We start from the raw sequence: 24,080 nt of genomic DNA on the forward strand, positions 1-24,080 counted from the left end.
CCTCTCCCAGAGGGGAGAGGGAGTAAAACCAACCTATGCCTTGCTTCTTTTCTTCGGCCGGTCGTCCGTGTTGATATAGCTCGCATTCCCCAGCCCGGTGCCCACCGTCAGCACCGCCCAGCGCTTTACGCCCTGCATAAAGGGCAGCTCGGACAGGCCTTGCACCACCGCATCGTTGTGCAGCCGCACCTGCGTGGCCTGGCCGTTGATGTCGGGCAGGCGTTCGCACAGCTCATGCGCCAGGTTAAAGCGCGCGGTCTCCCAGTTGCCCGGCAGGTTCTGCGCGCCGGCTGAGATGGAGCCGTCTTCATTGATCAAACCCGGGCAGGCCACACCCACAAAGGGCGCCAGCGACAGGCCTTTGCGCTTTGCCTGCTTGATCAGCTTTTTGAGCATGTCGGCAATGCCTTGCACCAGGTCTTCACGGCGCGTGGCGTCGCTGTCGCCGGCGTGGCCCCATTTCTCCAGGCCCATCACCCGCACGTCCGTCAGGTCGGCGGCCTTGTGGAGCCGCGGCCGCACGATGCCGCAGCGCACGTTGGTGCCGCCTATGTCTACCGCCATGAAGCAGTCGTATTGCGCCAGCAGCTCGGGCGGCGCCAGGTGCACCCAGCCGATCAGGCCGCCTTCGTCGGGGTGGTGGCGCAGCGTCATCAGGTGCACGCGGCTGCTCTCCTGGTAGAGCAGCTCGGCTGCGCGGTCTATGGCCAGCTCGCCCACCAGGCTTTGCTGAAACCCGCCGCCCACCACAATGCGCCGCACGCCTTGCCACGAGGGCTGCGCCAGAAAGCGGCGCACCACGCGCGCCAGTTGCCAGGCGTAGTCTTCTGACGCGGCGGAAATAATCGCCGCGGCCTTGCCGTTGCGGCGCAGCAGTTCATCAAGCCGCTTTTTGCTGATGTCGCGTGTGGCCTTGGCGCCCAGCGGGTCCAGGCCGCTGATGCGGCGGTACAGCTGGCGCCACACATCCAGAATCTCGCTGTAGGCCACGCGGCTCACGCTGTCGCCGACAAAGCCGTCGCCGTCGTGCAGTGCCAGGCTGTAGCCGTTGATGGTGACGCCGGGGCGTTTGAGGCCGCCGTGGGTGAGGTCGTCGGGTAGCGATGCGCGGGGTGGTTTACGGGGCATTCAAATAATCCAGTCGTTGGCTTTTCACCATCATGGGCAACGCGATTCAACCGCGCTATCGGCAAAGCGCCCGTGGCTGCGTCAGAAAACAAAAAAGCCGCTCATGGAGCGGCCGTTTTGCAGGGGAAGGAGTTATCAAGGCTTCAGCGGATCGCGGTTCAGATCCTTCTTCACTTCCTTGGCGGTGTCCTTGACGTTTTCTTTCACGTCGCCGTAGGCCTTTTGCACCTTGCCTTCAACTTCGCGGGCGTGGCCCTTGGCTTCCTGTTCGGTGCTGCCAACCATGCGGCCGGTGTGCTCCTGCACTTCGCCGGCGACTTCCTTGATCTTGCCTTTGACTTGGTCCTTGTTCATGGGATGTCCTTTCAGGTGGTTATGGAAAATTCCATGCCTTCAAGTTAACGCCCTGCACTGGTGCCCGGCGCAGGGCTGCAGCGCAGCTTGTTGTCGGCTGGCACCTACAGGGCCCATTTGACGCGGGTTTGCAGGGGATAGGCCTAATTTTCATTAGCGGAACCAGGCACATACCAGTAGACTGACAAAAATGTGACGTCGTGTAAAAGTGCACGGCGCGGTTGGCCTCAAACCAGCCGCAAAGCGCGATGGGTGCCGCCACATCACCCCCTAAAGAGAACGTATAGAGAAGCCATGAAGACAGCGATCATTGGTGCGAGTTTGCTCGCGGGTTTCGGCAGTGTGGGCCCTGTGCATGCGCAGACCACCTGGTTCAATGTGATGGGTGACCCGAAAGATGCCACTGTCAACACCATCGAAGTCGACCCCGTTCCCGTGGCCGTCAGCGGCGACTTGAAGACCATGCGCATCCGCGTCAGCCGCTCTGAGCAACGCACGAGCTGGGACGGCGTGCCTTACCGTTCCTACACCTCCACCGTGGTGTTCGACTGCGCCAATAAAAAAGCCCAGTACCTCTCGCTCGACTTCTACATGGAGCCGGCGTGGAAGGGCGCTTCGCACAAAACATCCACCTACACCGGCGAGGTGAAGCGGCCCATGGAGTTCAGGGACGTGACGCCCAACCCGACGCAGCGCCTGGTTCGCGCCGCCTGCCGCACGACCGTCGCGAAGAAGTAAGCGACGGCGGGGGCGCGCCCTTGTGCGGGGGCGGTAGCGGCGCTACGATGGTTCGTCGCCTGCCGCATAGGGCGTGCCCGGCGACCCATCCTGCAGAAAGGCCCCCATGCCGCAACTCATTGCATCGGTCGAAGGCGTTGAGATCAAACACGTGTATCTCAAGAGCGACCGGACCACGCTGGGCCGCCGGCCCTACAACGACATCATCCTGGACAACCTGATCGTCAGCGGCGAGCACTGCGCGTTTTTGATGAAGGGCATCGCAGACGTCTACCTGGAAGACCTGGGCAGCACCAACGGCACCTACCTCAACGGCCACATGATCAAGTCGCGTGAACTGCTGCAGGACAACGACGTGATCAACATCGGCAACTTTCGCATCGTGTACCTGGCCAGGTCCGAGCATGAAGAAGAGGCCGACGCCAGCCAGGAAACCACCGCCATGTCGCTGGACGCGATCGGCCTGCCCGGCACCAGCGGCGCGATGCAGGCCAGCCTGAAGGTGCTGTCGGGTTCATCCGCGGGCCTTGAAATGCCGGTCGTCAAGGCCGTCACCACCTTCGGCCAGCCGGGCGTGGCCGTGGTGTCGATCTCGCACCGGCGCGACGGCTATTACGTCGCCCATATGGATGGCCCGACCCCTTCAACCTGCAACGGCAAACCGATAGGCCCCAAAGCCATGCCGCTGGCACACCACGATGTGCTGAACCTGGCCGGGACCGAGATGGAGTTTTTGCTGAAGGGCGGTTAGGGCCTTACTCCCTCTTCCTCTCCCTCACCCTCCGGGAGAGGGCGCAAACCCCGAGCAGGCGGCAATCAGATGATCGAGCTGCTGGTGCTTGTGCTGGGGTAGCCCATGTGCCTGCGCGGCGGCGCTTCGCCAGCCACCCGCAACGCAAAGGCCCGGGCCAGCGCCCGCAGCTTGAGGGTTGACTTCAAATGCAGCGGTGTCAGCCCGGTTTTCGTGAGGTCCGACGCGTTGCTCGACACGCGCGACAGCTGCGGCTGCTCAAGCTTCGCAGGCGCAGGGCGGGGCGCCGGTTTTGCGGGCTTGGCGGCTTCGGCATTGGCCGGGCCGATGAATTTTTCCCGCAGCAGCGCCGCGCTGGGCCGGCGCTGGCTTTCGACGATCCAGTAGGGGATGCCGGCGCGCGCCAAAAGCTCGCGCTTGAACGCGTGTTTGCGGTCCGTCACCTCGCCGCGCCCCAGCACGTCGATGCAACCCAGGACAGTGCCCGAGCGGTCGGCCACCGCGCAGGAAAAGCTCACCGTGCTCAGCAGCGCCTGCCAATGCGCATCGCCGCCGCGCTGGTTGGGTTCAATAAAGCCGGTAAAAGGCACTTTCACCAGGACGCGATGCTCGGGAAAGACTTCTTCGAGCCAGCGCCAGACGGCGAGTTCGTCCCGGCTGGTGATCGGCTTGCGGCGCAGTGCGTGGTTGCGCGCCACCTTCTTGCGGGCCGACACCACATGCGACAGCCAGCGCTCGTAGCCCAATGCCCCCAGGGCAACGCTGCCCACAAAGATAAAGAAGCCGATCAGAAAACTCGTACCCGTCATTGTTCTAGTCCTCAAGTCGCCCGGAAGTTGTTATGTGCCGAAGGGGGGCGTACTGTCTATCCCTGCCGTGTTTATAAGGTACATTTCCTTTTTTTCGTGAAGTAAGTCACGATTTTTTCCGGGCGGTCGTTCTAAAACTACACCTTTCGTGTTGATTCGGCGCCGGGCGGCCGCGAGTGTCTCCCGAGCGACTTTCTTCTGTACCTTGTTCGGTTTTTCCACGGTTCAACCGCGGCCCGGTTAACAATCCCCCCATGAAAAAAACGTCCGCCAGCGGCGGCCTTGTGTATTCCACCGACGCAGGCCGCATGTGCCCCGGCTGCCGCCAGCCCGTTGCCGCCTGCACCTGCCAACAGGCGCCGACCGTACCCGCCCCGGGCGCCGTGGCGCGCGTCAGCCGTGAAAGCAAAGGCCGCGGCGGCAAAACCGTCACGGTGATCAAAGGCCTGCCGCTGGACGCCCCGGCACTGGCGCAACTCGGCAAGCAGCTCAAGGCCGCGTGCGGAACCGGCGGCACCGTGAAGGACGGCGTGATTGAAGTGCAGGGCGACCACTGCGACACCGTCATGCAGGCGCTGCAAAAGCTCGGCCATGCCGCCAAGCGGGCCGGCGGCTAAGCGGCTAAGCGGCTAAGGCCAAGCCCTTAAAGCAGACATGAACCCCGAAGACCTTCTCTTATTAGTGACGCGTGAAATGCCCTACGGCAAACACAAGGGCACGCTGATTGCCGACCTGCCCGGCAACTACCTCAACTGGTTTGCCCGTGAAGGTTTCCCCAAAGGCGAGATTGGCCGCCTGCTGGCGCTGATGCAGGAGATCGACCACAACGGGCTCAAGCCCTTGCTCGATCCGTTGCGGCGTTGACGGGGGACTATTTTTAAGCCAAATCGGCCTCCAGCCCTTTATCTACCTGGGCTGGTAGCTATCAAAAGAGTAGCGCCCCGGCCAAGCTCAGATCGCCGCCGCCACCCGCGTTCCCTGGTCAATCGCACGCTTTGCGTCCAGCTCGCTGGCTTCGTCGGCGCCGCCGATGAGGTGTGTCTTGACGCCGGCTGCGCGCAGGGGCTCCAGCAACTCACGCAAAGGCTCTTGCCCGGCGCACAGCACGATGTTGTCGACCGTCAGCACGGTGCCGTCCAGGCGCTTTTCGCCGAAGGTGATGAAGAGGCCCAGGCCGCCGTCGTGCTCGCCGATGCGTTCGTAGTTGACGCCCGAGAGCATCTCGACGTTTTTCATCTTCAGCGCGGCGCGGTGAATCCAGCCGGTGGTTTTGCCCAGGCCTGCGCCCAGCTTGCCGGCTTTGCGTTGCAGCAGGGTGACCTGGCGTGCGGGGGGCGAGACTTGCGGGCGCACCACGCCGCCGCGCACGTCGGCCGGGTCGGCCACGCCCCATTCGGCCAGCCAGGCGGGCAGGTCGAGCGCGGTGGAATGCCCGGTGGGCGTGACAAGAAACTCGGCCACGTCAAAGCCGATGCCGCCTGCGCCAATCAGCGCCACGCGTTCGCCCACCGGTTGGCGGCCGAGCAACACGTCGATGTAGCTGAGCACCTTGGGGTGGTCTTGCCCGGGGATGCGCGGGTTGCGCGGTGTGACGCCGGTGGCGAGCAGGACTTCGTCGAACTTCTGCGCGATAAGGTCTGCGGCGCTGACACGCGTGTTCAGGTGCAGGCGCACGCCGGTGCCGGTGATGCGGTGGCCGAAGTAGCGCAGGGTTTCTTCAAACTCCTCCTTCCCGGGCACGCGTTTGGCCAGGTTGAACTGGCCGCCGATTTTGTCGGCCGCGTCATACAAATCAACGCTGTGGCCGCGCAAGGCCAGCGTGGTGGCGGCGGCCAGGCCGGCGGGCCCGGCGCCGATCACGGCCACGCGTTTTTGGGCTGGCGTGATGTTGATGATGAGCTCGGTCTCGTGCCCGGCGCGGGGGTTGACGAGGCAGCTCGCCAGCTTGGCTTTGAAGGCGTGGTCCAGGCAGGCCTGGTTGCAGGCGATGCAGGTGTTGATCTCTTTGCTGCGGCCCTGGGCGGCCTTGTTGACGAACTCCGGGTCGGCCAGGAAGGGGCGGGCCATGCTGACCATGTCGGCGGCGCCGTCGGCCAGCACCTGCTCGGCCAATTCAGGCATGTTCAGGCGGTTGCTGGTGACGACGGGGATGGTGAGGCCGGCGGCGCGCAGGTCGGCCCGTAATTTTTTGGTCACCCAGGTGAAGGCGCCGCGCGGCACCGAGGTGGCAATCGTCGGCACGCGGGCTTCGTGCCAGCCGATGCCACTGTTGATGAGCGTGGCGCCGGCGGCCTCTACCGCCTTGGCCAGCAGCACGACTTCTTCCCAGCTGCTGCCGCCGGGGATCAGGTCGATCATCGAGAGGCGGTAGATGATGATGAAGTCGGGCCCGACGGCTTCGCGCGTTCGGCGCACGATCTCGACGGCCAGGCGCATGCGGTTGGCGTAGCTGCCGCCCCAGTCGTCGGTGCGCTGGTTGGTGTGGGTGACGAGGAACTGGTTGATGAAGTAGCCTTCGCTGCCCATGATTTCGACGCCGTCGTAGCCGGCGTCGCGGGCCAGCATGGCGCAGCGGATGAAGGCGCGGATTTGCCGCTCGATGCCGCCGGCGCTGAGCTCACGCGGGGTGAAGGGCGAAATCGGGCTCTGGATGCGTGAAGGCGCCACGCACAGCGGGTGGTAGCCGTAGCGGCCGGTGTGCAGGATTTGCAGGGCGATCTTGCCGCCTTCTGCGTGCACGGCGTCGGTCACCTGCTTGTGGCGGCGCGCCGCGCCCGAGCTGGCGAGCATGCCGGCGAAGGGCTTGGTCCAGCCCGCGATATTGGGCGCAAAGCCGCCGGTGACCATCAGGCCGACGCCGCCGCGTGCGCGTTCGGCAAAGTAGGCGGCCATGGCGGGAAAGTGTTTGCGCCCGTCTTCCAGGCCGGTGTGCATGCTGCCCATCAGCACGCGGTTCTTCAGCGTGGTGAAGCCCAGGTCCAGCGGGGCGAGCAGGTGGGGATAAGGAGAAGATGAACCAGAAAAGGAAGCGGAAGCGGGGGGCGTTGTCGCCGAAGAGGGGGTCGCGGCCAAGGCAGGTCTCCTGTCAAAAACTGCCTGCATGGTAGTCGCAACATGGCGCGCTACAAAGGCGGCCGGGTGCTCTAGGGGACAAGCTCTACCGGGGCTTCGGGCTTACCCTAGGGTGGTTTACCGGTTCTCATTTGCTATGAATTCAGGAGCGGGTAGCCAAGGTGGATATTGGGCTGCAGGCACTTTTTGCTTGAATTTCCGATGTCGTCGCAGAAAGCCTTGCGGTTTTGTCCGACACCCGCTTTCCACCGGCGGGGGTAATTTAGGTGCAACACCATCCGGAGCCTCCATGCCCAAACCCAGCACCAGCCCGACACGCGCCAAAACCGGTGAAGGCGTAAGTCCGCCGCATCCCCATCCCACCGAGCCGGATGACGAAGCCGACGGCAACGATGCCAGCACCTTGATTGAAAACCCGGTGAAGCCGCCTCAACCTGGCGAGGCAAGCAAGCTCAAACAGCACACTTTCCCGGATGGTGGCGGCAGCGGCGGTGCGGAAGCCTTCCGGCGCGGACCGCGCAAGGGGAAGCCCTCACCGGGTGTTTGACCGCTACTGATGAAACTCGCGACCTTTAACGTCAACGGCATCAAGACGCGGCTGCCGCAGCTGCTGGCGTGGCTCGCCAAAGAAGCGCCCGACGTGGTGTGCCTGCAGGAGTTAAAGGCGCTGGACGGCGTCTTTCCGCGCGCTGCGTTGGAGGACGCCGGTTACGGCGCGTTGTTCAAAGGCCAGCGCTCGTGGAACGGCGTGGCGATCCTGGCCAAAGGCGAGGCGCCGATTGAAATCAGGCGTGAGCTGCCTGGGGACCCGGCCGACGACCAGAGCCGCTACCTTGAGGCGGCGGTAGACGGCATCGTGGTCGCCTGCCTGTATTTGCCCAACGGCAACCCACAGCCCGGCCCCAAGTTTGACTACAAGCTGGCCTGGTTCAAGCGGCTGCAAAAGCACGCTGCGGGGCTTTACGCGTCAGGCCACCCGGTGGCGCTGGCGGGGGATTTCAATGTGATCCCGACCGACCTGGATGTGTACAACCCCAAATCGTGGAAACGCGACGCGCTGATGCAGCCCGAAAGCCGGGCCGCGTATGAAAAGCTTTTGGCGCAGGGCTGGGTCGACAGCCTGCGCCATCTGCACCCCGATGAGCGCATTTACACCTTCTGGGATTACTTCAGGCAGCACTGGCAGCAGGGCAAAGGCTTGCGCATCGACCACGTGCTGCTCAATGCCGAGCTGGCGCCGCGGCTGAAGGCTGCGGGCGTAGACCGCTGGGTGCGTGGGGAAGCGCACGCCAGCGACCATGCGCCGGTGTGGGTGGAGCTGGGCGCGCCGGCGCGGAAGGCCGCACCCCGAAAAAAAGCTCCCTGACTTTGCTATGAATTCAATAGCATATAGCCAAGGCGGATATTGGGCTAGCGGCTCTTTTTGATCGCAATCGCGGCGCTGGTGACGAGCTCGGGGCCTTTGTAGATCAGCCCGGTGTAGATCTGCACCACGTCGGCGCCGGCCTTGATTTTGGAGACGGCGTCAGCGCCGCTCAGGATGCCGCCCACGCCGATGATGGGAAAGCCCTTGCCCAGCGCGGCGCGCAGCTGGCCGATGACGCGGTTGCTGGCTTCGAGCACGGGCGCGCCGCTCAGGCCGCCGGCTTCTTCCGCATGGCGCATGCCTTTGACGGCGTCGCGGCTGAGCGTGGTGTTGGTGGCGACCACACCGTCCATGGCGTGGCGCTTGAGCGTAGCGGCAATCACGTCGACCTGCGCTTCGTCGAGGTCGGGCGCGATCTTCACAAAAATCGGCACACGTTTGCCGTGCTGCGCCGCCAGGGTTTCGCGGCGCTCTGCAATGCGGCCCAGCAGGGCGTCGAGCGCTTCGTCGCTTTGCAGTGCGCGCAGGTTTTTGGTGTTGGGGCTGGAGATGTTGACCGTGACGTAGTCGGCATGCGGGTACACGCCGTCCAGGCAAATCAGGTAATCATCGACCGCGTTTTCGATCGGCGTGGCGGCGTTTTTGCCGATGTTCAGGCCCAGCAGCAGCTGGCCTTTGCCTTGCGCGGCCTGCTTGCGCACGCTGGACTTCTGCACATTGGCCAGAAAAGCGTCCAGCCCTTCGTTGTTAAAGCCCAGGCGGTTGATCAGCGCGTTGGCTTCCGTCAGGCGGAACATGCGCGGCTTGGGGTTGCCCGGCTGGGCCTTCGGCGTGACGGTGCCCACCTCGACAAAGCCAAAGCCCATGGCGGCCAGGCCGTCGATGCAGCGGGCGTTTTTGTCGAGTCCGGCGGCCAGGCCCACGCGGTTGGGGAAGGTGAGTCCGGCCAGCTCGATCGGGTCGCTCACGCGGCTGGACAAATAGGCCAGCGACAGCGGCGTGCCCTGGGTGCGCGCCAGTGAAGCCATGGTCAACTCGTGGGCGGTTTCGGGGTCCAGCCCGAATAAAAACGGACGGGCCAGGGCGTAGGGGAGCAGGGACATTGGATAATTCAGTGCAAGTGGCTATGGATGGGCGTCAGAGCCCTGATTGTCGCAAAACCGTTTCATCCTCCCGATTTCCCTCTCCACACCTTCCCTTCCCAACACACCATGACCCAAGACGAACTCAAAACCCTGGTCGGCCAGGCGGCCCTGCACTACGTGGAAGCCGGCAGCATTGTCGGCGTCGGCACCGGCTCGACCGTCAACAAATTCATCGACGCGCTGGCCACCATGAAGGACAAGATTGCCGGCGCGGTGTCCAGCTCGGTGGCTTCGACCGAACGCCTGCAGGCGCTGGGCATCAAGGTGTTCGATGCGACGGAAGTTGACGAGTTGGCGGTCTACATCGACGGCGCCGACGAGATCGACAACGCCGGCTACATGATCAAAGGCGGCGGCGCGGCGCTCACGCGCGAAAAAATCGTCGCGGCCCAGTCGCGCAAATTTGTCTGCATCGCCGACGAGTCCAAGCTGGTGCCGGTGCTGGGCAACTTCCCGCTGCCGGTTGAGGTGATTCCGATGGCGGCCAAGCGCATCACGCGGCAGTTTGCCGGCCTGGGCGGCAAGGCGGCGCTGCGCCTGAAAGACGGCAAACCGCTCATCACCGACAACGGCCAGCACATCCTGGACGTGACGGGCCTGAAGATCACCGACCCGCTGGGTTTTGAGTCGCAAGTCAACCAGTGGCCGGGTGTGGTGACGGTGGGGGTGTTTGCCTTCCAGAAGGCGCATGTGTGCCTGCTGGGCGCGCCGGGTGGCGTCAAGACGCTGGTGTTTTAAAACCCCGCAAGACGGTAAGACGGTAAGGGGCCTGCTTCAGGCCCGGAAAGCAAAACGCCGGGTTGAGCCCGGCGTTGTTGTTTCTGAAGTCAGGTCCCGTTTAGAACTTGATGCCGGCCGGGTTGTCTTCTTGCGGAGGTGCCACAGGAGTTGGCGCAACAGGGGCCGCCGCGGCAGGCCGCGCGGCGGCCGATGCGGTGGTGGGTGCGCTCACGGTCACCAGCGGCGTGGCCGCAGGGCGGCGATAGCTTGCGGGAAGCGTCGAGGTTTGTGGATAACCCGCAGCGTTCAGGAACTGCGTCCACTCCGCGTCGGAAAACCCCTTGAGCTGCTGGCCGCCGATGGTGGCGAAGGGCAGGGAGGCGTCGCCGCTCAGGCGCTGGAGCGCCTGGACATCTTCGCTGGTGGAGACGGTTCGCTCGGAAAAGGGAACGCCACGGTTGGTGAGCAGGGCCCGCGCCGAGCCACAGGGGCCGCAGTTGTCACTGGTATACAGGGTGACGGGATATTTGCTGGCGATCTGCCGGAGCTCAAAGGGAAGGCCGGTGGATGCGCTGCCGCCGCCGGAGCCGGTATTGGCCGTGCTCACCCTGCCCGTTGCGGCGGGCGGCGGTTGGTCGGAGAAGGTCACTTTGCCGTCGGGGCCCACGATGCGGTAGACCTGCTGGGCCTGCGCCAGCGGCGAAAACAGACCGCCTGCCAGCACCGCCAGGGCCGCGAGTGCGTGAGGCGCGAGAGATTTCATTGCGTTTGATTTCATGATTTTCCAGTCGGTCTCAGGGACGGTATTTGAATACGGGGCAAAGGTGAAGGTTTCAAAGGTTAGAAGTCTAATAAGTCTACTAACGTTTTCAAGCCATTCCCTGATGACGCAATAAAGCATCAATCGAGGGTTCACGGCCTCTAAAGGCCTTGAATGACTCCATTGCGGGGCGGCTTCCGCCTGCTTCGAGGATGGCTTGCCGGTACTTTCGGCCGGTTTCCACGGTCACCGTGGTCTTGCCGCCATCGTCGCCAGGGGCCGAGGCGGCCGCTGTCGCGGTTTCCTCAAAGGCGGCGTAGGCATCGGCCGACAGGACTTCTGCCCACTTGTAGCTGTAGTAGCCCGCGGCATAACCGCCTGAAAAAATGTGACTGAATGTGTGAGCCGTGCGGCTGTAGGCTGGTGCAGGGATCACAGAGACCTCCTTGCGCACCTCATTGAGCAGGCCCATCAGGTCGTCTGCGGGGTTGTGCGAGGTATGCAGCAGCATGTCGAACAGCGAGAACTCGACCTGGCGCAGTGTCTGCATGCCGCTCTGGAAGTTCTTGGCGGCGAGCATCTTGTCGAACAGTGCGCGGGGCAGCGGCGCGCCGGTGTCGACGTGGGCCGTCATGTGCTTGAGCACATCCCATTCCCAGCAGAAGTTCTCCATGAACTGGCTAGGGAGCTCGACGGCGTCCCACTCCACGCCGCTGATGCCGGAGACGTCGCGTTCATTGACCTGTGTCAGCATGTGGTGCAGGCCGTGGCCGAACTCGTGGAACAGCGTGGTCACGTCGTCGTGTGTGAGCAGCGCAGGCTTGCCGCCCACGCCGTCGGCGAAGTTGCACACCAGGTGCGCCACCGGGGTTTGCAGCTTGCCGGTGTCCGGGCGCAGCCAGCGGGCGCGCACATCGTCCATCCAGGCGCCGCCGCGCTTGCCGGTGCGGGCCGGCTGGTCGAGGTAAAACTGGCCCACCAGCTGGCCGTTGCGCTCGATGCGGTAGAACTCCACGCCGGGCTTCCACACCGGGGCCGAGTCCTTGCGGATGGCGACTTCGAACAGGGTTTCCACAATCTTGAACAGGCCGGCCAGCACCTTGGGGGCGGTGAAGTACTGTTTGACTTCCTGCTCGCTGAAGGCGTAGCGCGCTTCCTTGAGCTTTTCGCCGATATAGGCGTAGTCCCAGGGGTTGGGGTCTGACAGACCGAGCTGGCTGGAGGCAAAGGCGCGCAGGTCGGCAACGTCTTTTTCGGCATAGGGGCGGGCGCGCCGGGCCAGGTCGCGCAGGAACGAAACCACCTCTTCGGGCGACTTGGCCATCTTGGCCACGACAGACACTTCGCCGAAATTTTTGTAGCCCAGCAGCTTTGCTTCTTCAAGCCGCAGCGCCAGGATCTCTTGCATGATTGCGCTGTTGTCGAATTGGCTGAACTCGGGCGCTGCCTGGTCGCTGGCGCGGGTGGTGTAGGCCTTGTACAGGGTTTCGCGCAGCTTGCTGCTGACGGCAAACTGCATGACGGGCAGGTAGCTGGGCATCTTCAGGCTGAGGCGGTAGCCGGTTTTGCCTTCTGATTCGGCCTGGGCGCGCGCGGTCTGCAGCACGTCGGCGGGGATGCCGGCGATTTCAGCCTCGGTGGCGTAATAGGCAAAGGCATCGGTCGCGTCCAGCGCGTTTTCGCTGAATTTCTGGCTGAGCTCGGCCTGGCGCTCCTGGATTTTCGCGAAGCGGTCGCGGTCGGCGCCCTGCAATTCGGCGCCTGAGAGCACAAAGTTGCGGATCGCGTTTTTGTGCGCCTGGCGCTGTTCGGCATTCAGGGTGCTGACGTCGATGGCCTTGTATTTGGCGTAAAGGCGCTCGTCGGCGCCCAGGCGCGTCCAGAACTCGGTCACGCGCGGCAGGGCGGCGTTGTAGGCGACGCGCAGCTCGGGCGTGTCGGCCACGCTGTTGAGGTGGCTGACGGCGCCCCAGGCACGGCCCAGGTTTTCGGTGGCGACGTCCAGCACGCGGGCGATGCCGGCCCAGGTGGCCGGGAAGTCCGCCGCCGTGACTTCTTCCAGCGCCGTATCGGCTTTGGCCAGCAATTCGTCAACGGCCGGAGCCACATGTTCAGGCTGGATCCGGTCAAACAGCGGGAGGTCGGAAAAATCGAGGAGGGGATTGGTCATGACGGTAGCTGTGGGCGAAAGTCTCGAATCTAAAGGCTTGCGGGCCGTGCGGCGAAAAGAATGTCGCTATGGCAGCGATTGCCCCGGGCCTTTTTGGGGCCGCCGGGGCGGGGAGCGCGTCAGCCTTGCGCGCTTTTCTTGACGCTTTTGAGCTGGGGCTTTTTGGCGCGCTTGACGGTGCCGCCCGGCGTGAGGCGCTGGTTGCCCAGCACGCGCAGGGTTTTGACCTCGGGCCGCTGGCCGTAGCGGGAGCTGTTTTTCAGGACCTTGACGTCGCGCGGGCCGGGCATGCGGTCTTCATTGACCTTTTTTTCCTTGGGAGGCATCGGGCGCCACAGCACCAATAGCTTGCCGATGTGCTGGATGGGCGCGGCGTTGAGTTCGTCGGCCAGGGTCTGGAAGATCTCTTCGCGGCCGGCGCGGTCGTCGGATTGCACCCGCACCTTGATGAGCCCGTGGGCGTTGAGCGCCGCATCGGTTTCTTTCTTGACGGCAGCGGTCAGGCCGTCTGAGCCGATCATCACAACCGCATTGAGGTGGTGGGCATCGGCGCGGTGATCCTTGCGCTGGGCGGGGGTAAGTTGTATTTGAGCCATGCCCCAATTATCGGGCGTGTCGGGAAGAGGACAATAGACCCCATGAAAGTAAATGCCAAGACCGATTTCAAGCCCGGCGTCCAGACCGACGCCAAAGCCGCTGCCAAGGCGGCCGGGAAGGTCGCCGCAAAAGCCGGCGGGAAGGGGAAAAAGGTCAATAAAGCGTGGCTGCACGACCACATCAACGACCCTTACGTCAAACTCGCCCAGAAAGAGGGCTACCGGGCGCGCGCAGCTTACAAGCTGAAGGAAATCGACGAAACCTTCGGCCTGGTCAAGCCGGGCGACTGCGTCGTTGACCTGGGCAGCACGCCGGGCGCCTGGAGCCAGTACGTGCGGCGGCGCCTCTCGCCCACGGGGGCCGCGGCCGGCACGCTCAACGGCCGCATCATCGGGCTCGATTTGCTGCCCATGGAGCCGATCGAGGGCGTGACCTTCATCCAGGGCGACTTTCGTGAGGCCGAGGTGCTGCAACAGCTTGAAGAGGCCCTGGCCACGCCGGAGGGGCAGGTTCGGGTGGATCTTGTGATCTCGGACATGGCGCCCAATCTTTCGGGTATTGAGTCGGCCGACGCGGCCCGTATTGCCCATCTCATCGAGCTGGCGGTGGAATTTGCCCGGAACCGCATGAAACCCGACGGCACGCTGGTGGTCAAACTCTTTCACGGCAGCGGCTACGACCAGCTGGTCAAGCTCTTCAGGGAGACCTTCAAAGTAGTGAAACCCCTGAAGCCCAAAGCCTCGCGACCCGGCTCCTCCGAAACCTTCCTGATCGGCAGGGGGCTGAAAAAGCGGGCAGAAGCCGCTCAATGAGTGCATCCTGAACACACCTGAGCGGTAAAAGTCACCTAAACCCGCTTCAAACCAAGGGCCGGGACGGGAATACGCGGTTTTTGCCCTTGAAACGCCTAAAATCAGGCGCATGTGACTTTTGTTCTTATATCGGAGTAGTCCTTGAACAATCAGTGGTTTTCCAAAATTGCAATCTGGCTGGTGATCGCCATGGTGCTGTTCACCGTATTCAAGCAATTTGATACACGCGGTGTTGGTAGCGGTACTACGGTGGTCTACTCCGAGTTCCTGGAGCAGGTTCGCGCCAAGCGGATCAAGTCCGCGGTTATCGCCGAAAGCCCCGGCGGTACCGAAATTCTGGCGACCACTGTGGACGAAGGCAAAGTCCGCACCATGGCCACCTTCCGTGACCCTGGCCTGATCGGCGACCTGATCACCTACGACGTCAAGTTCGAATTCAAGCCCCGCGAAGAAACCTCTTTGCTCACCTCGCTGTTGATCAGCTGGGGCCCGATGCTGCTCCTGATTGGCGTATGGATTTATTTCATGCGGCAGATGCAAGGCGGCGGCAAGGGCGGCGCATTCAGCTTCGGCAAATCCAAGGCCCGCCTGCTCGATGAATCCACCAATCCCGTCACCTTTGCTGACGTGGCCGGTTGCGACGAGGCCAAGGAAGAGGTCAAGGAAGTGGTCGACTTCCTGCGGGACCCGCAAAAATTCCAGAAGCTGGGCGGCCGTATTCCGCGCGGGCTGCTGCTTGTGGGCCCTCCCGGCACCGGCAAAACCTTGCTGGCCAAGAGTATTGCCGGCGAGGCCAAAGTCCCTTTCTTCTCGATTTCCGGCTCCGACTTCGTCGAAATGTTTGTCGGCGTGGGTGCATCGCGGGTGCGCGACATGTTCGACAACGCCAAGAAAAACGCTCCTTGCATCATCTTCATCGATGAAATTGATGCCGTTGGCCGCCAGCGCGGCGCCGGCCTGGGCGGCGGCAACGACGAACGTGAACAAACCCTCAACCAGATGCTGGTCGAGATGGACGGCTTTGAAACCAATGTCGGCGTGATCGTGGTGGCCGCCACCAACCGTCCCGACATCCTGGACGCTGCCTTGTTGCGCCCCGGCCGTTTTGACCGCCAGGTGTATGTGACGCTGCCCGACATCCGCGGCCGCGAGCAGATCCTGAACGTGCACATGCGCAAGGTCCCGCTTGGCCAGGACGTCAGCCCCGGCGTGATCGCCCGCGGCACGCCCGGCATGTCTGGTGCCGACCTTGCCAACCTCTGCAATGAAGCCGCCCTGATGGCCGCACGCCGCAATGCGCGCACCGTCGAGATGCAGGACTTCGAAAAAGCCAAGGACAAGATCCTCATGGGCCCCGAGCGCAAGAGCATGGTCATGCCCGAGGAAGAGCGCCGCAATACGGCGTACCACGAGTCCGGCCATGCGCTGCTCGGCAAGATGCTGCCCAAGTGCGACCCTGTCCACAAGGTCACCATCATCCCGCGTGGCCGTGCACTGGGCGTCACGATGAGCCTGCCGGCGCAAGACCGTTACAGCTACGACCGTGAATACATGCTCAGCCAGATCAGCATGCTGTTTGGCGGCCGTATCGCCGAAGAAGTCTTCATGAACCAGATGACGACCGGCGCCAGCAACGACTTTGAACGTGCCACCGCATTGGCCCGCGACATGGTCACGCGCTACGGCATGACGGAAGCATTGGGCCCCATGGTCTATGCTGAAAACGAAGGCGAAGTCTTCCTCGGCCGTTCGGTCACCAAGACCAACAACATGAGCGAGTCGACCCTGCAAAAGGTCGACGGCGAAGTGCGCCGCATCATCGACCAGCAATACGCCCTGGCGCGCAAGCTGATCGAAGAGAATCAGGACAAGATGCACGCCATGGCCAAGGCCCTGCTCGAATGGGAAACCATCGACGTGGACCAGCTCGATGACATCATGGCCGGCAAGGAGCCGCGCCCGCCCAAGGACTGGACACCGCGCAATTCGTCCGTCGGCGGCGGTGGCGGCCCGACGGGCGGCACACCGGCCGTCAGCACCGATCCGGCGCCGACGGTGGCCTGAAGGAACGAACAACCAGTGGCTGCCAGGCAGTCGCCATAACCGGGGCCAGTCCCCGGTTTTTTATTTCCGGCAAATATGGTCCCCACGCTTGTCACTCATCGTGTACTACGCTGCCCCCCCGAGGGGGCTGTGCTTGCTTCGGGCGGCCCGGCGCTGCGCACGACTTCTGGATGCTGTTTGAGGATAATTTTGTGATCTGGCAAACCTCCCGCTTTCAAATAGACCTGTCGCAGCCCCGCGTCATGGGCATCGTCAATGTCACGCCGGACTCGTTTTCTGATGGCGGCAAGTACTTCACTCCGGACGGCAGTTTTGCAAGCGTCCTGAAACACTGCAACAAGCTGCTGCGAGACGGCGCCGACATGCTGGACATCGGCGGCGAGTCCACCCGCCCCGGTGCGCCGCCCGTGCCGCTGGAAGAAGAACTCGCGCGCGTGTTGCCGGTGGTGAAGCATGCGGTCAAGCTGGGCGTGCCGCTTTCGATAGACACCTACAAACCGGAGGTCATGCAGGCTGTGCTTGATTTGGGCGCCGATGTCATCAACGACATCTGGGCGCTGCGCAAACCGGGAGCTGCTGAAGTCGTGGCGGGCCACCCCAGCTGCGGTGTTTGCCTGATGCACATGCACCGCGAGCCTCAGACCATGCAGCTTGCCCCCATGGACGGCGACGTGGTGCCGCAGGTGCTGGCATTCCTGGAGGCGGCCGCGGCCCGCCTGCAGGCGGTGGGTGTCGACAAGTCCCGCATCGTGCTGGACGTGGGCGTGGGCTTCGGCAAAACCGTGGCGCAAAATTTTGCCTTGCTGGCACGCCAGAACGAGCTGCTGGCCGCAGGCTACCCGCTGCTGGCCGCCTGGTCACGCAAATCCTCATTGGCCGCCGTCACCAGCACCTCGCTGGCCGCAGTCGCCCAGCTTGATGTGGCCGACCGCATGGTGCCCAGCGTAGCGGCAGCCTTGCTGGCTGTAGACCGCGGCGCCCGCATCGTGCGCGTGCACGATGTGAAAGAGACTGTTCAGGCGCTGAAGGTGTGGTCGGCCGCACGCCAGCAACCCGTCTAGGCCGTAAGCCGGTTCTGGTTCTGAGACTTTGGCTGACAGGCGGGCAGGGCGGCGCGACCTAAAATAGCCCTGCATTTTTCCGAACCTCCGGAACAACAAGCCCAGAACAACAAGCTTTACAGGGACAAAAACCCATGACCAGAAAATACTTCGGCACCGACGGCATTCGCGGCACGGTGGGCCAGGCGCCCATCACGCCCGACTTCGTGCTGCGCCTGGCGCACGCCGTGGGCCGCGTGCTGCGCCGCACAGAATCCCGCCCTACGGTGCTGATCGGCAAGGACACCCGCATCTCGGGCTACATGCTTGAAAGTGCGCTGGAGTCGGGCTTTAACTCCGCCGGGGTGGATGTGGTGCTGCTCGGCCCCCTGCCTACACCCGGCGTGGCCTACCTCACGCGGACCTTGCGCGCCAGCCTGGGTGTGGTCATCAGTGCCAGCCACAACGCCTACCCCGACAACGGCATCAAGTTTTTCAGCGCCCAGGGCACCAAGCTCGACGACGCCTGGGAGCTGGCCGTCGAGGCAGCCGTCGAAGAGCCGCCCGTATGGGTCGACTCCGCCACCCTGGGCAAGGCCCGCCGCCTCGACGACGCCGCAGGCCGCTACACCGAATTTTGCAAAAGCACGTTTGCCAACGACCTCACGCTCAAGGGCCTGAAGATCGTCGTCGACGGCGCCCACGGCGCGGCGTACCACATTGCTCCCATGGTGTTCCATGAACTGGGCGCTGAAGTCATCGCCATCGGTTGCGCGCCTGACGGCCTCAACATCAACCGCGACGTCGGCGCGACGCACCCCGAGGCGCTCATCAAGTCGGTGAAGGCCAACAAGGCCCACTACGGCATCGCGCTCGATGGTGACGCCGACCGCCTGCAGATGGTGGACGCCGACGGCCGCCTCTTCAACGGCGACGAGGTGCTCTTCCTGATGGTCAGCGAACGACTGGCGCGCGGCGAGAAAGTCCCCGGCACCGTCGGCACGCTGATGACCAACATGGCGGTGGAAGTCGCACTCAAGAAAAAAGGCGTGGAGTTCGTGCGCGCCAAGGTGGGCGACCGCTATGTGCTCGAAGAGCTCGACAAGCGCGGCTGGCTGCTGGGCGGCGAGGGCTCGGGCCATTTGCTGGCGCTCGACAAGCACACCACCGGCGACGGCCTCATCAGCGCCCTGCAGGTGCTGCAGGCCTGCGTGCGCAGCGGCAAGACGATTGCGCAATTGCTCAGCGAGGTGGTGCTCTTCCCCCAGACCCTGATCAATGTGCGCCTGAAGCCCGGCCAGGATTGGCAAAGCAGCAAGCAACTCGCCGCCATGACAAAAACGGTGGAAGCCGAGCTTGGTGACACCGGCCGTATCCTGATCCGTGCCAGCGGCACCGAGCCGCTGCTGCGTGTGATGGTCGAGGCGCGTGACGCGGGCCAGGCCAAGAGTTGCGCCGAGCGCGTGGCCGACACGGTGCGCTCCTGAAGTTTCTTAAGGAAAAAGTGGCTGCAGCCCAATAACCACGTGGGCAAGCAGCTACTAAATCGATAGCACTCCGTCAACCTGTCCAGGTGGCGGCGGCCTGCATCAAGCGGGCCCGCTCATCCGGCGTGAGCACTTTGGGATGCACACGCGGCGTCCCGTCATCCGGATTGAAGAAGGGCGTGATCTTGTAGCTCCCATTGAGCCGGGTGCGTATCAACTTCGCCATGAACCCGAAAATCGCCACGGTGGTGCTGACCGCCATGCCTTGGGGCGTGCCCTTGGCGCTCTTCATCCCGACCTTCATGCGCACGGGCCCGAAAGCCTTGTCCAGGCTCGTCGAAGGATCTTGCAGGCAGTTGTGCAACAGCCCGACATGCGAGACCTTGAAGTCCCGCGCCGTATTGCCGATGGGCGTGTTGCAGCAGCTCGCGTACCAGCGCAGCATGCCCCTGTTGCTGAGTGACATGCAGGTCAGTGATTCAATACCGTGGCTGAAGGTGACATGCTGGGGCAGGGTGGCGATCACATCCGAGCCGCCCATGTCGTCCAGAATCTCGCCGGGTTTTCCCAGGAAATGCGCATAGACCTGGCAGTCCTTGCAGTAGCAGATGCCGCGGCAGACGGATTCAGGATGGTTGACGTAGCCGCGGAGAGTGCCGCATTGGCATTGCAATGGGTGGTTCATGGCTGTTGCGTTCCTGACTCGAGGTGGAGCACATGCGACGCCAACATCCACAACACCACCGGCAACAGAAGCGCCGCAGCCGCGACCTCGGAAAGAATCGTGGCGTTGGCGATCCAGGGGTGGAACTCAATGGGCGCCAGTGCATAGTGGCCCAGGCCGTCAAAGCCCATCGCCGCATACACGGCCATCAACAGCAGGCCCGTGGCCATGTATTTCTTGCGCATCAGCAGCAGTCCCACCACGCCGACTGACGTGATGGCCGCCCACACCGCATAGACCTGTGCACGGGTCAGCCAGGCCGGCAGGTTCGGGTATTCGCAAATGAACTCCGCGTTGTGGCTGAAGTGGCCGAGGCTGGTGAGAAAGTAGGCCGCGGTCAGTGCGAGAAGTATCCTGGGGATGTGGTTGAGTTGGAGCATGGGTGGCGCTTTGAATGGTCAAGAGGGATGACGCGAAAGACCGCGCGTCTATTTTCCGAATCCGAGAAGCGGCATGGCCAACGCGAAGGCGGACAAGAACAGCGCGATCAGGCCCAGGCGGCGGACCATGACGCGATTTTCGGCGAGGCTTAAGGGACGAAGTCTGGCTTGAACTGCCAGCCCGATGAGGAAGGCAGGGAAGGTCGCAATAGCCGCGCCAAACCACAAACTTTCAAACCAGCGGGGGAATTGCGGAAACACCAGGCCGGCAAGCCCACCGGCAATCTGCGCGCCAAACACGATCACTGCCAATGCACGGACGGCTGAAGGTCCGCCCACGAGTAATGGAAACCAAACTGGGATTCTTTCATGGGCGTGTCGATGTGGGTTGATCGGCTGAAGGATGATCTGACCGATTCTATGAAGCTTTCACCTCGCGTCATATATTTCAGCGCTCTGCACCGGCTGGCCGCAACGCCGTTGCGACACGTCCGCTTGAGAGACGATGCCGCACCGGGCACCGCCGCCTCACTAACCTCAGGCCAGCGTATACGCCGTCTTCACCGTGGTGAAAAACTCCTGTGCGTACCTGCCTTGTTCACGCGGGCCGTAGCTGGAGCCCTTGCGGCCGCCAAAGGGCACGTGGTAGTCGACGCCCGCTGTCGGCAAATTCACCATCACCATGCCGGCCTGGCTGTGGCGCTTGAAGTGGGTCGCGTATTTGAGGCTGCTGGTGGCGATGCCGGCTGACAGGCCAAAGGGCGTGTCGTTGGCGGTGGCCAGGGCTTCGTCGTAATTCTTCACGCGGATGATGCTGGCGACCGGGCCGAAGATTTCTTCGCGGTTGATGCGCATGCCGGCTGCGCTTTCGGTGAAGAGCGCCGGCTGCATGAAGTAGCCTTCCGCGCCGCTGCCGGTATGGCATGGGATGCGTGCGCCGCCAAAAGCCAGCTTTGCGCCTTCGGCCTTGCCGATTTCGATGTAGCTCAAGTCCTGCTCCAGCTGCGCCTGTGACGACACCGGGCCCACGTCGGTGCCGGCGGTGAGGGCGTCGCCCACCTTGATGCGTGCCATGCGCGCCTGCAGTGCCTCGATAAAAGCCGGGTAGATGCCGTCGGTCACGATGAGGCGGCTGGACGCCGTGCAGCGCTGGCCGGTCGAGTAGAAGGCGCTCTGCGCGCTCAGCTCAACGGCCTGCGTCAGGTCGGCATCGTCCAGGATGATCTGTGGGTTCTTGCCGCCCATCTCGAGCTGAACCTTCTTCAGGTTCTTGGCGCAAGCCTCGGCAATGCGGCCGCCTACGCCGACCGAACCGGTAAAGCTGATAGCGTTCACGCCGGGGTGGTTGACCAGCGCATCGCCGATCACGCGGCCCGGGCCCATGACCAGGTTGAACACGCCGGCCGGGATGCCGGAGCGCGAGATGATTTCAGCCAGCGCCCAGGCACTGCCCGGCACCAGGTCGGCGGGTTTCAACACCACGCAGTTGCCGAATGCCAGCGCCGGTGCGATCTTCCAGGCCGGGATGGCGATGGGGAAATTCCATGGTGTGATCAGGCCGACCACGCCCACAGGCTCGCGTGTGATCTCCACGCCGATACCGGGGCGCACCGAGGGCATCGTTTCACCCGACAGGCGCAGGCATTCACCGGCGAAGAACTTGAAGATATGGCCGGCGCGGGTGGCCTCGCCAATGCCTTCGGGTTTGGTCTTGCCTTCTTCACGTGACAGCAGGGTGCCCAGCTCTTCGCGGCGCGCGAGGATTTCGGTGCCGATTTTGTCGAGCGCATCCGAACGCGCCTGAATGCCCGAGGTAAACCACGCCGGGAAGGCCGCCTGCGCCGCCTTGACCGCCGCATCCAGGCCGGCCGCATCGGCCTGCGTGTACTGGCCGATCACGTCAGACAGATTGGACGGGTTCAGGTTGTCGGTAGCGCCCGTGCCCTCCACCCATTCGCCGTTGATCAGGTTGCGGTGCAATGTGTCGGTCGAGGAAGTCATGGTGTCCTGAAGATAGGTTTGGTTTAGCGGGCCCGGCGCAAGACCATCGGATCCAGTCGGCGGGCGGTTTCAAGGAGGCCGGCGCGCACCGCAGGGTGCATGGCGGGGAAGGGGTGGCGCGGCGCCTCAGACGCAATGATGCCACCTTCCTTCATCAGCGACTTGGCCGTGAGGATTCCCCCTGGCGGTTCTCACCACCACCAACCTGATCGCCGAGACCGACATGGTGGGCGTGATGCCGCTGTCGATTGCCGGCACCTATGCCAGACACGGCTTGCTGGCCATCCTGCCCGGCCACATCCAGCACAAGATGGAGGCCTTCGGCAGCATCACCCGCAAGGACAGGCCGCTCAGCGAGGCGGCGGGGCTTTTCCTGGCGGCGCTGCACGGGCGCTGAAGGTTCATACCGGACTGATGCCATTTGCTATATTTTTAATAGCTAAAGGCCAAGACAGGGATTGGGCTAGAGGCCTTTTTTCCCTAAAAAGATGAGGACCGGGCGCGCGGCCCCCGGCGCTTACTTGGCCGCTTGCCAGCCGCCACCCAGTGACTGGATCAGCGCCACCGCCGTGGTCTGGCGGTCGGCCATGGCCTGCACCAGCGCGCGGCGGGCGCTCAGGGCGGTGGCCTGGGCCGTGATGACCTCGGTGTAGCCCACCTGGCCGCTGCGGTAGCGGTTCAGCACCTGCTGCTCGACCTGGTCGGCCGCAGCGGACGCCTGGCGGCGCAGCTCCTGCTGCGTGAGGAGCACGCGGGTGGCGGAGAGCTGGTCTTCCACGTCCTGGAAGGCGACCAGCACCGTTTGCCGGTAGCGCGCCACGGCTTGCTCGTGCTGGGCGGTCGCACCGTCCACGCGGGCGCCGGTCGCACCAAAGTCAAAAATCAGTTGCGCTGCAGACAGGCCCAGCGACCAGACGCTGCTGGACGCCTTGAAAAGATCGGCCACACGGCTGGCGCCCGTGCCGGCCGAGGCGCTGAGCGACAGGCTGGGGTAGTAGGCGCTTTTGGCAATGCCGATCTGCTCGTTGGCCGAGGCCACGCGCCGCTCGGCTGCGGCGATGTCGGGGCGGCGCTGCAGCAGTTCAGACGGCACGCCCACCGGCACCTCGGGCACCACCGGTTTCCATTCGGCCGGCGGCAGCGAGAAGTTGCCCGGCGCTTCGCCCACCAGCACGGCAATCGCGTGCTCCAGCTGCGCACGCTGGCGCTGCAGCCCGGCGTTGTCGGCCTGGGCGTTGGCCAGCTGGGTTTGCGCCTGCAGCACATCGGTCTTGGCGGCGATGCCGGCGGTGTAGCGGTTTTGCGTGATCTCGAGTGCGCGCTGGTAGCCGGCCAGCGTCGTTTCAAGCAGCGCTTTTTGTGCGTCGGTCTGGCGCAGCGAAAAGTAATTGGCGGCCAGTTCGCCCTGCGCCGACAGCTTGGCCGAGGCCAGGTCGGCGGCGCTGGCCTGCTCGCCCGCCGTGGCGCTGTCGACAGCGCGGCCCAGGCGGCCCCACACATCGGGCTCCCAGCTGCCGCCTATGCTGAGCTGGTAGTTGTTGCCGACGCGGCCGGTGGTGCCGGTGGCCACGTTGCCGCTGGCGCGCGAACGCGAGGCGCCGCCGTCCAGCGTGACCGAGGGGAACAGCGAGGCACGCTGCTCACGCACCAGCGCGCGCGCCTGGGCATAAGCGGCCACCGCCAGCGCGACGTTCTGGTTGGACACGTCCACGCGCGACTGCAGCTGGTCCAGCACGGGGTCATTAAAGAGGCTCCACCACGGGCCGCGCTCCAGCGCATCAGCGGGCGCTGCGGGCACCCAGCCTTCGGCTTCCTTGAAGGTGCTGACGTCGGCGGTGGCGGGGGTTTTGTAGTCGGGGCCGACGGCGCAGCCGCCGAGCGCAAGCACCAGCGCGGCGCTGAGCAGATGGAGCGTGAATCGCGGCGTCGGGTATGTGAAGGTGTAGTTCATGGCAGTCATTC

The 24,080-nt window shown here is 63.8% G+C and carries 25 protein-coding genes and 1 pseudogene; 12 read left to right on the forward strand and 14 right to left on the reverse strand.

Going from position 1 to position 24,080, the window contains the following annotated elements; translation table 11 throughout:
* Nucleotides 1–33: 33 nt before the first annotated feature.
* Together DT070_RS15175 and DT070_RS15180 are read right to left on the reverse strand one after the other, a co-directional pair.
* The gene (locus DT070_RS15175) at nucleotides 34–1,128 is read right to left on the reverse strand and encodes an ROK family protein (RefSeq protein ID WP_122956157.1); all 1,095 of its coding nucleotides are present in this window, start codon (nucleotides 1,126–1,128) and stop codon (nucleotides 34–36) included.
* A 135-nt stretch (nucleotides 1,129–1,263) separates the two neighbouring features.
* Nucleotides 1,264–1,482, reverse strand: coding sequence for a CsbD family protein (locus tag DT070_RS15180; protein WP_122956158.1), 219 nt, complete (start codon nucleotides 1,480–1,482; stop codon nucleotides 1,264–1,266).
* A gap of 294 nt (nucleotides 1,483–1,776) precedes the next feature.
* Between DT070_RS15180 and DT070_RS15185 the strand changes: the two genes are divergently transcribed.
* Both DT070_RS15185 and DT070_RS15190 read left to right on the forward strand, forming a co-directional pair.
* Entirely contained in the window at nucleotides 1,777–2,220 is a 444-nt protein-coding gene (locus DT070_RS15185) for a surface-adhesin E family protein (RefSeq protein WP_122956159.1), read from the forward strand.
* A gap of 106 nt (nucleotides 2,221–2,326) precedes the next feature.
* Complete coding sequence (locus tag DT070_RS15190) at nucleotides 2,327–2,971, forward strand: FHA domain-containing protein (RefSeq protein WP_122956160.1); 645 nt, start codon at nucleotides 2,327–2,329, stop codon at nucleotides 2,969–2,971.
* A 65-nt stretch (nucleotides 2,972–3,036) separates the two neighbouring features.
* Here DT070_RS15190 and DT070_RS15195 read toward each other — a convergent pair whose 3' ends face one another.
* Nucleotides 3,037–3,780, reverse strand: a complete 744-nt coding sequence (locus DT070_RS15195; protein WP_122956161.1) for a DUF2726 domain-containing protein — start codon at nucleotides 3,778–3,780, stop codon at nucleotides 3,037–3,039.
* A 254-nt stretch (nucleotides 3,781–4,034) separates the two neighbouring features.
* Here DT070_RS15195 and DT070_RS15200 point away from each other — a divergent pair, with 254 nt between their 5' ends.
* Together DT070_RS15200 and DT070_RS15205 are read left to right on the forward strand one after the other, a co-directional pair.
* Entirely contained in the window at nucleotides 4,035–4,397 is a 363-nt protein-coding gene (locus tag DT070_RS15200) for a translation initiation factor Sui1 (protein ID WP_122956162.1), read from the forward strand.
* A gap of 37 nt (nucleotides 4,398–4,434) precedes the next feature.
* Nucleotides 4,435–4,644 carry a DUF3820 family protein gene (locus DT070_RS15205; protein ID WP_122956163.1) on the forward strand — a complete coding sequence of 70 codons (210 nt, stop codon included), beginning with the start codon at nucleotides 4,435–4,437 and terminating at the stop codon, nucleotides 4,642–4,644.
* An 87-nt stretch (nucleotides 4,645–4,731) separates the two neighbouring features.
* Here DT070_RS15205 and DT070_RS15210 read toward each other — a convergent pair whose 3' ends face one another.
* A complete protein-coding gene (locus DT070_RS15210; protein WP_122956164.1) occupies nucleotides 4,732–6,852 on the reverse strand; it encodes an NADPH-dependent 2,4-dienoyl-CoA reductase in 2,121 nt (706 codons plus the stop codon).
* A gap of 289 nt (nucleotides 6,853–7,141) precedes the next feature.
* On the opposite strand from DT070_RS15210, the gene DT070_RS15215 reads away from it, so the two are divergent.
* Both DT070_RS15215 and xth read left to right on the forward strand, forming a co-directional pair.
* Entirely contained in the window at nucleotides 7,142–7,399 is a 258-nt protein-coding gene (locus DT070_RS15215) for a hypothetical protein (protein ID WP_122956165.1), read from the forward strand.
* 9 nt (nucleotides 7,400–7,408) lie between these two features.
* Nucleotides 7,409–8,218: an exodeoxyribonuclease III gene (gene xth / locus DT070_RS15220; protein WP_122956166.1), complete on the forward strand. Its 810-nt coding sequence runs from the start codon at nucleotides 7,409–7,411 to the stop codon at nucleotides 8,216–8,218.
* A 44-nt stretch (nucleotides 8,219–8,262) separates the two neighbouring features.
* On the opposite strand, the gene DT070_RS15225 is transcribed toward xth, so the two are convergent.
* A complete protein-coding gene (locus DT070_RS15225; protein WP_122956167.1) occupies nucleotides 8,263–9,321 on the reverse strand; it encodes a quinone-dependent dihydroorotate dehydrogenase in 1,059 nt (352 codons plus the stop codon).
* Between the two features lie 108 nt (nucleotides 9,322–9,429).
* Between DT070_RS15225 and rpiA the strand changes: the two genes are divergently transcribed.
* Nucleotides 9,430–10,101: a ribose-5-phosphate isomerase RpiA gene (gene rpiA / locus DT070_RS15230; RefSeq protein ID WP_122956168.1), complete on the forward strand. Its 672-nt coding sequence runs from the start codon at nucleotides 9,430–9,432 to the stop codon at nucleotides 10,099–10,101.
* A gap of 100 nt (nucleotides 10,102–10,201) precedes the next feature.
* Here rpiA and DT070_RS15235 read toward each other — a convergent pair whose 3' ends face one another.
* The 3 genes from DT070_RS15235 to DT070_RS15245 form a co-directional block, all read right to left on the reverse strand.
* Nucleotides 10,202–10,861, reverse strand: coding sequence for a glutaredoxin family protein (locus DT070_RS15235; protein ID WP_122956169.1), 660 nt, complete (start codon nucleotides 10,859–10,861; stop codon nucleotides 10,202–10,204).
* A gap of 91 nt (nucleotides 10,862–10,952) precedes the next feature.
* Entirely contained in the window at nucleotides 10,953–13,013 is a 2,061-nt protein-coding gene (locus tag DT070_RS15240) for a M3 family metallopeptidase (RefSeq protein WP_122956170.1), read from the reverse strand.
* A 119-nt stretch (nucleotides 13,014–13,132) separates the two neighbouring features.
* A complete protein-coding gene (locus DT070_RS15245; protein ID WP_122956171.1) occupies nucleotides 13,133–13,609 on the reverse strand; it encodes a YhbY family RNA-binding protein in 477 nt (158 codons plus the stop codon).
* A 42-nt stretch (nucleotides 13,610–13,651) separates the two neighbouring features.
* On the opposite strand from DT070_RS15245, the gene DT070_RS15250 reads away from it, so the two are divergent.
* From DT070_RS15250 to glmM, 4 genes are all read left to right on the forward strand, one after another.
* Nucleotides 13,652–14,422: an RlmE family RNA methyltransferase gene (locus DT070_RS15250; protein ID WP_228778485.1), complete on the forward strand. Its 771-nt coding sequence runs from the start codon at nucleotides 13,652–13,654 to the stop codon at nucleotides 14,420–14,422.
* Between the two features lie 141 nt (nucleotides 14,423–14,563).
* Nucleotides 14,564–16,486 (forward strand): ATP-dependent zinc metalloprotease FtsH, encoded by a 1,923-nt coding sequence (ftsH, locus tag DT070_RS15255; RefSeq protein WP_122956172.1) that lies wholly within the window; start codon nucleotides 14,564–14,566, stop codon nucleotides 16,484–16,486.
* Between the two features lie 191 nt (nucleotides 16,487–16,677).
* Nucleotides 16,678–17,547, forward strand: coding sequence for a dihydropteroate synthase (gene folP, locus DT070_RS15260; RefSeq protein WP_122957429.1), 870 nt, complete (start codon nucleotides 16,678–16,680; stop codon nucleotides 17,545–17,547).
* A 134-nt stretch (nucleotides 17,548–17,681) separates the two neighbouring features.
* The gene (gene glmM, locus DT070_RS15265; protein WP_122956173.1) at nucleotides 17,682–19,013 is read left to right on the forward strand and encodes a phosphoglucosamine mutase; all 1,332 of its coding nucleotides are present in this window, start codon (nucleotides 17,682–17,684) and stop codon (nucleotides 19,011–19,013) included.
* A gap of 73 nt (nucleotides 19,014–19,086) precedes the next feature.
* On the opposite strand, the gene DT070_RS15270 is transcribed toward glmM, so the two are convergent.
* The 5 genes and pseudogenes from DT070_RS15270 to DT070_RS21610 all read right to left on the reverse strand — a co-directional run.
* Nucleotides 19,087–19,698 carry a DUF6151 family protein gene (locus tag DT070_RS15270; protein ID WP_122956174.1) on the reverse strand — a complete coding sequence of 204 codons (612 nt, stop codon included), beginning with the start codon at nucleotides 19,696–19,698 and terminating at the stop codon, nucleotides 19,087–19,089.
* Entirely contained in the window at nucleotides 19,695–20,117 is a 423-nt protein-coding gene (locus DT070_RS15275) for a hypothetical protein (protein WP_122956175.1), read from the reverse strand. The genes DT070_RS15270 and DT070_RS15275 overlap by 4 nt, the downstream gene beginning before the upstream one ends.
* A 48-nt stretch (nucleotides 20,118–20,165) precedes the next feature.
* Nucleotides 20,166–20,429: a hypothetical protein gene (locus DT070_RS15280; RefSeq protein WP_122956176.1), complete on the reverse strand. Its 264-nt coding sequence runs from the start codon at nucleotides 20,427–20,429 to the stop codon at nucleotides 20,166–20,168.
* A 225-nt stretch (nucleotides 20,430–20,654) separates the two neighbouring features.
* Nucleotides 20,655–22,118, reverse strand: a complete 1,464-nt coding sequence (locus DT070_RS15285; RefSeq protein WP_122956177.1) for an aldehyde dehydrogenase family protein — start codon at nucleotides 22,116–22,118, stop codon at nucleotides 20,655–20,657.
* Between the two features lie 23 nt (nucleotides 22,119–22,141).
* Nucleotides 22,142–22,300 (reverse strand): annotated as a pseudogene (locus DT070_RS21610) (dihydrodipicolinate synthase family protein); the annotation flags it as partial.
* A 41-nt stretch (nucleotides 22,301–22,341) separates the two neighbouring features.
* On the opposite strand from DT070_RS21610, the gene DT070_RS15295 reads away from it, so the two are divergent.
* On the forward strand, nucleotides 22,342–22,515 hold the full coding sequence (locus tag DT070_RS15295) for a hypothetical protein (protein WP_228778700.1): 174 nt from the start codon (nucleotides 22,342–22,344) through the stop codon (nucleotides 22,513–22,515).
* A gap of 120 nt (nucleotides 22,516–22,635) precedes the next feature.
* Here the strand turns inward: DT070_RS15295 and DT070_RS15300 are convergent, their stop codons facing one another.
* Complete coding sequence (locus DT070_RS15300; RefSeq protein ID WP_122956178.1) at nucleotides 22,636–24,069, reverse strand: efflux transporter outer membrane subunit; 1,434 nt, start codon at nucleotides 24,067–24,069, stop codon at nucleotides 22,636–22,638.
* Between the last annotated feature and the right edge of the window lie 11 nt (nucleotides 24,070–24,080).

The organism is Polaromonas sp. SP1 (genome assembly GCF_003711205.1).
Lineage (GTDB): Bacteria > Pseudomonadota > Gammaproteobacteria > Burkholderiales > Burkholderiaceae_C > Polaromonas.